The following is a 3,762-nucleotide window of genomic DNA, read 5'->3' on the forward strand; positions in this document are numbered from 1 at the left end:
TAGCACGCTCTGGCTCCGGGATGTAGTCGTCCAGAGCTTCTACCAGCTTCTTGACAGCGGTAGTACCCATCTCATTGTCGTCTTTACCGTCCAGCGCCATCAGCGCGGAACCAGTGATGATCGGAGTATCGTCACCCGGGAAGTCGTACTGGCTCAGCAGATCACGAACTTCCATCTCTACCAGCTCAAGCAGCTCTTCATCGTCAACCATGTCCGCTTTGTTCAGGAACACAACGATGTAAGGAACGCCAACCTGACGGGACAGCAGGATGTGCTCACGAGTCTGCGGCATGGGGCCGTCAGCAGCGGAGCAAACCAGGATCGCGCCGTCCATCTGCGCCGCACCCGTGATCATGTTCTTCACATAGTCAGCGTGGCCCGGGCAATCTACGTGCGCGTAGTGACGAGTCGGGGAGTCGTACTCAACGTGAGAAGTGGCGATGGTGATACCACGCGCCTTCTCTTCCGGTGCGTTATCGATCTGATCGAATGCACTCGCAGAACCTGTACCCCAAACTTCGTGACATACACGAGTCAGGGCGGCGGTCAGTGTGGTCTTACCATGGTCAACGTGACCAATGGTGCCAACGTTCAAGTGCGGTTTACTGCGATCAAACTTTTCTTTAGACATTCGACCAATCTCCCTAATCAACCTGGATCGTAACGTTGACCGGATTAATGATGGAGCTCATGGGCGGATTTGAACCGCCGACCTCACCCTTACCAAGGGTGTGCTCTACCAACTGAGCTACATGAGCATTGCAAAACCAAATTGGAGCGGGCAGCGGGAATCGAACCCGCGTCATCAGCTTGGAAGGCTGAGGTAATAGCCACTATACGATGCCCGCGAGCAATTAGTGGTGGAGGGGGCAGGATTCGAACCTGCGAAGGCGATGCCGTCAGATTTACAGTCTGATCCCTTTGGCCACTCGGGAACCCCTCCGAGTCAGTATCGCTATCGCGACACTGTCAAAAAAGTGGAGCTGGCGGACGGAATCGAACCCCCGACCTGCTGATTACAAGTCAGCTGCTCTACCAACTGAGCTACGCCAGCTCACATTCGCCTCGTCAGCGAGGGCGGTATACTACGGATTTTTTCAGAGCGTTGCAACACCCTAGCAAGGGTTGATTTCGACGAAATCGAAATCCGCTCCGTAATCCGTTTTTACCGCCTGCACCACATCTTTTACAAGATTCGGCTCAGCCTTAAAAACGAGCGCGTAGCTTATCTGATTTCGGGGGAAGTTGGCCAGTACTGCGTTAAGATTCTGACGTTTTTTTTCTTCGAGCACGGATATTGCAGCTTCACGAGACTCAAACAAGCCCAAAGAAATGGCGTTTCGGTTCTCACCTTCGGTTACCAAGTACGAATCTATGCCCTGGCGCTGAATATCCCGGAACTGTTTCAAGGCCACCGCAGACGGCTGCGGCGGAATAATGACCCAATGAAACGGAGGCAACTCTCGGGTCACCTCCTGCCACGCCAAACCAACCTCACCCGCCATGGGCTGACCGGCAACCAATGCCTCTGCCGTGTCCAGAGAAGAAATCAAGCCCAGGCGACCACAGACCAGCGGAGGCGTGACCGACTCCTGATCAGCATGTTCCACCAAAGACTCACCAGACCCGTCTGTATCCGGGACATTTTGGGAATCGACCGACGATATGGACTGGGCGGCGGGAGTCGGCTTTGGATGGGGCGACGGTACTGACGTCTCGGCCTTGAGGCTGGACACCCTCGGCAGGTTGCCGCTGGCGATCACCTTGGTTCGGTCGGAATTCTGAAACGCCCCGGCGCCATACCAGAGTCCGAAATTGAGAAACAGAAGAACAAAAACAACCCACTTCATTGCGCCTGATCCTCGGAATCAATCAGCGCCAACCCGTCCAACACCAGTTGCGGCCGAAATTCAGCCAACAAGCCCAGGCCCAAAAGTCGATCGGCATCGCCTCCGGTAACCAGGACATGCTCAAGGCCAAATTTTTTAACATCGCTCTGAACCCGCTCCACCATCGCTGCCGACAACCAGGCCAGCCCATGGTTTACACACTCACCGGTGGACTGCCCGGGACTGGTCTCCAAAACTTGATCCGGATCGAAGCCGATGCGGGCAGCATCATTCTTCAGGCTCCGAAGCATCATCTGCAGTCCCGGCAGAATGAAACCGCCGAGGTGCTGTCCCGAGCTGTCGACATAATCCACCGTCACGGCACTGCCGGCATCCACCACCGCAACACCCTGGCGAAAGTGGGCCCAGGCACCGTACATGGCATGCCAGCGGTCGGCGCCCATTTTCGGATAATCGTTATAGGCGTTTACCAGGTCACCACGTTCCGGCTCAGCCCAGTAGAACCGAACCGGAGCAGCGGTTCGATGCTCCAGATACGTCTGCAAGGCCAGGCGCCGGTTCTCGGCGGCGACGGTGGACACCGCAACGGCGGTAATGTCAGCTGGCTTCGCGTTTAAGCCGGGCACGAGATCGGCATCGTCCAGCCGGCCAACACCCTGCTCGACAACGAGGCCGCCCTCGTCAAGGCGCCACTTCAATCTCGAATTGCCAGCATCAACCAACAACCTCATTGCACTACCCTTAAACTGATTTCGCCCGCCCTCACAGGCACTACGCCCTCTTCAGTACGCAGGAGGTAATTGCCGGTCTCGTCGATACCTTCACCAGTACCATGGAGCTCACCATTGCGCGCCTCCAATGGCTTGCCAGCAAAGATATCCCGACGCTGCCAGGGGCCGTGAAAATCGCGAAAACCATTTTCAGAGAACACATGGACTGCATCAAGCACGGCAGTGATGATGTTGCTGGCAATGGCATTCCTCGACCAGTCGATGCCCGGGTTGGCATTTCCAAGACTGCTCCAGGGCTGATCCACTTCCTCAGCTTCAGCCATATGCACATTAATGCCAATACCGGCAATGACCTGGACCACCCCTTCCTGCAATTCGCCCTGCAGCTCGATCAGGATACCGCCCAGCTTACCCGTAGTAAGGAAGATGTCGTTGGGCCACTTCAGACCAATATCCGAGGCTCCCAGGGTTTCCAGGGCGTTGGCCACCGCGACCCCAAGCACCAGACTCAAACCGTCCAGAACCGAGAAGCCTCCATGAAATGTCAGCCCGATACTCAGATACAGGTTCTGCCCGCGCGGACTACTCCAGACCCGACCACGACGACCACGGCCAGCAGTCTGACAATCGGCGATGACCACGGGCACGCCGGTGGCGCCGTCAGCCACTTGCCGCAGCACCTCGGCGTTGGTGGAATCAACTTCATCGAGCACTACCAGCGACAGACTGGAGCGATACTCGTCATCAACACCGGCGAAGATGGCTTCACGATCGAGCAGGTCCACCGACGACAGCAACTGGTAGCCCCGTCCACGGATGGTCTCAATCTTCACCCCTTCGTCCATAGCCCGCCGGACCTGCTTCCAGACCGCAGTCCTGCTGACACCGAGCTGACCGGCCAGGGATTCGCCCGAGTGGACGTCGCCATCGCTCAGCAGGTTGATTAAGGCTTTGGATTTCATTACACAGCATCCAACTTGAAGAATGGGTAACGCCGGATTAAACACCAGGCGAACACAAAAGACAAAGTTGCCCGGCAATTTTTGCGGCAAACGCCCCTTCGGTGCCTTTCGTTCAGGCAATAAAAAACCCCAGCCTCGAGGAAGCTGGGGTTTTTCGGTATTAAGAGTCTGACGATGACCTACTCTCACATGGGCAAATGCCACACTACCATCGGCGCA

General features: G+C 56.3%; 4 protein-coding genes and 4 tRNA genes. All 8 read right to left on the reverse strand.

The window, feature by feature from the left end:
* Positions 1-631 (reverse strand): GTP-binding protein (locus FCS96_RS00130; RefSeq protein WP_138438239.1); only part of this gene is annotated, 631 nt, incomplete at its 3' end.
* Positions 632-682: 51 nt separating this feature from the next.
* Positions 683-758: transfer RNA gene (locus FCS96_RS00135), tRNA-Thr, on the reverse strand.
* Positions 759-773: 15 nt separating this feature from the next.
* Positions 774-848 (reverse strand) — tRNA-Gly (locus tag FCS96_RS00140).
* A gap of 10 nt (positions 849-858) precedes the next feature.
* Positions 859-943, reverse strand: a tRNA-Tyr gene (locus tag FCS96_RS00145).
* Positions 944-978: 35 nt separating this feature from the next.
* Positions 979-1,054, reverse strand: a tRNA-Thr gene (locus tag FCS96_RS00150).
* A gap of 61 nt (positions 1,055-1,115) precedes the next feature.
* Complete coding sequence (locus FCS96_RS20185; RefSeq protein ID WP_228263984.1) at positions 1,116-1,850, reverse strand: hypothetical protein; 735 nt, start codon at positions 1,848-1,850, stop codon at positions 1,116-1,118.
* Complete coding sequence (locus tag FCS96_RS00160) at positions 1,847-2,581, reverse strand: type III pantothenate kinase (protein WP_138438240.1); 735 nt, start codon at positions 2,579-2,581, stop codon at positions 1,847-1,849. Before FCS96_RS00160 ends, FCS96_RS20185 begins: the two co-directional genes overlap by 4 nt.
* On the reverse strand, positions 2,578-3,543 hold the full coding sequence (locus tag FCS96_RS00165) for a biotin--[acetyl-CoA-carboxylase] ligase (protein WP_138438241.1): 966 nt from the start codon (positions 3,541-3,543) through the stop codon (positions 2,578-2,580). Before FCS96_RS00165 ends, FCS96_RS00160 begins: the two co-directional genes overlap by 4 nt.
* Positions 3,544-3,762 lie beyond the last annotated feature (219 nt).

The organism is Marinobacter alexandrii, from assembly GCF_005871205.1.
Classification (GTDB): domain Bacteria; phylum Pseudomonadota; class Gammaproteobacteria; order Pseudomonadales; family Oleiphilaceae; genus Marinobacter; species Marinobacter alexandrii.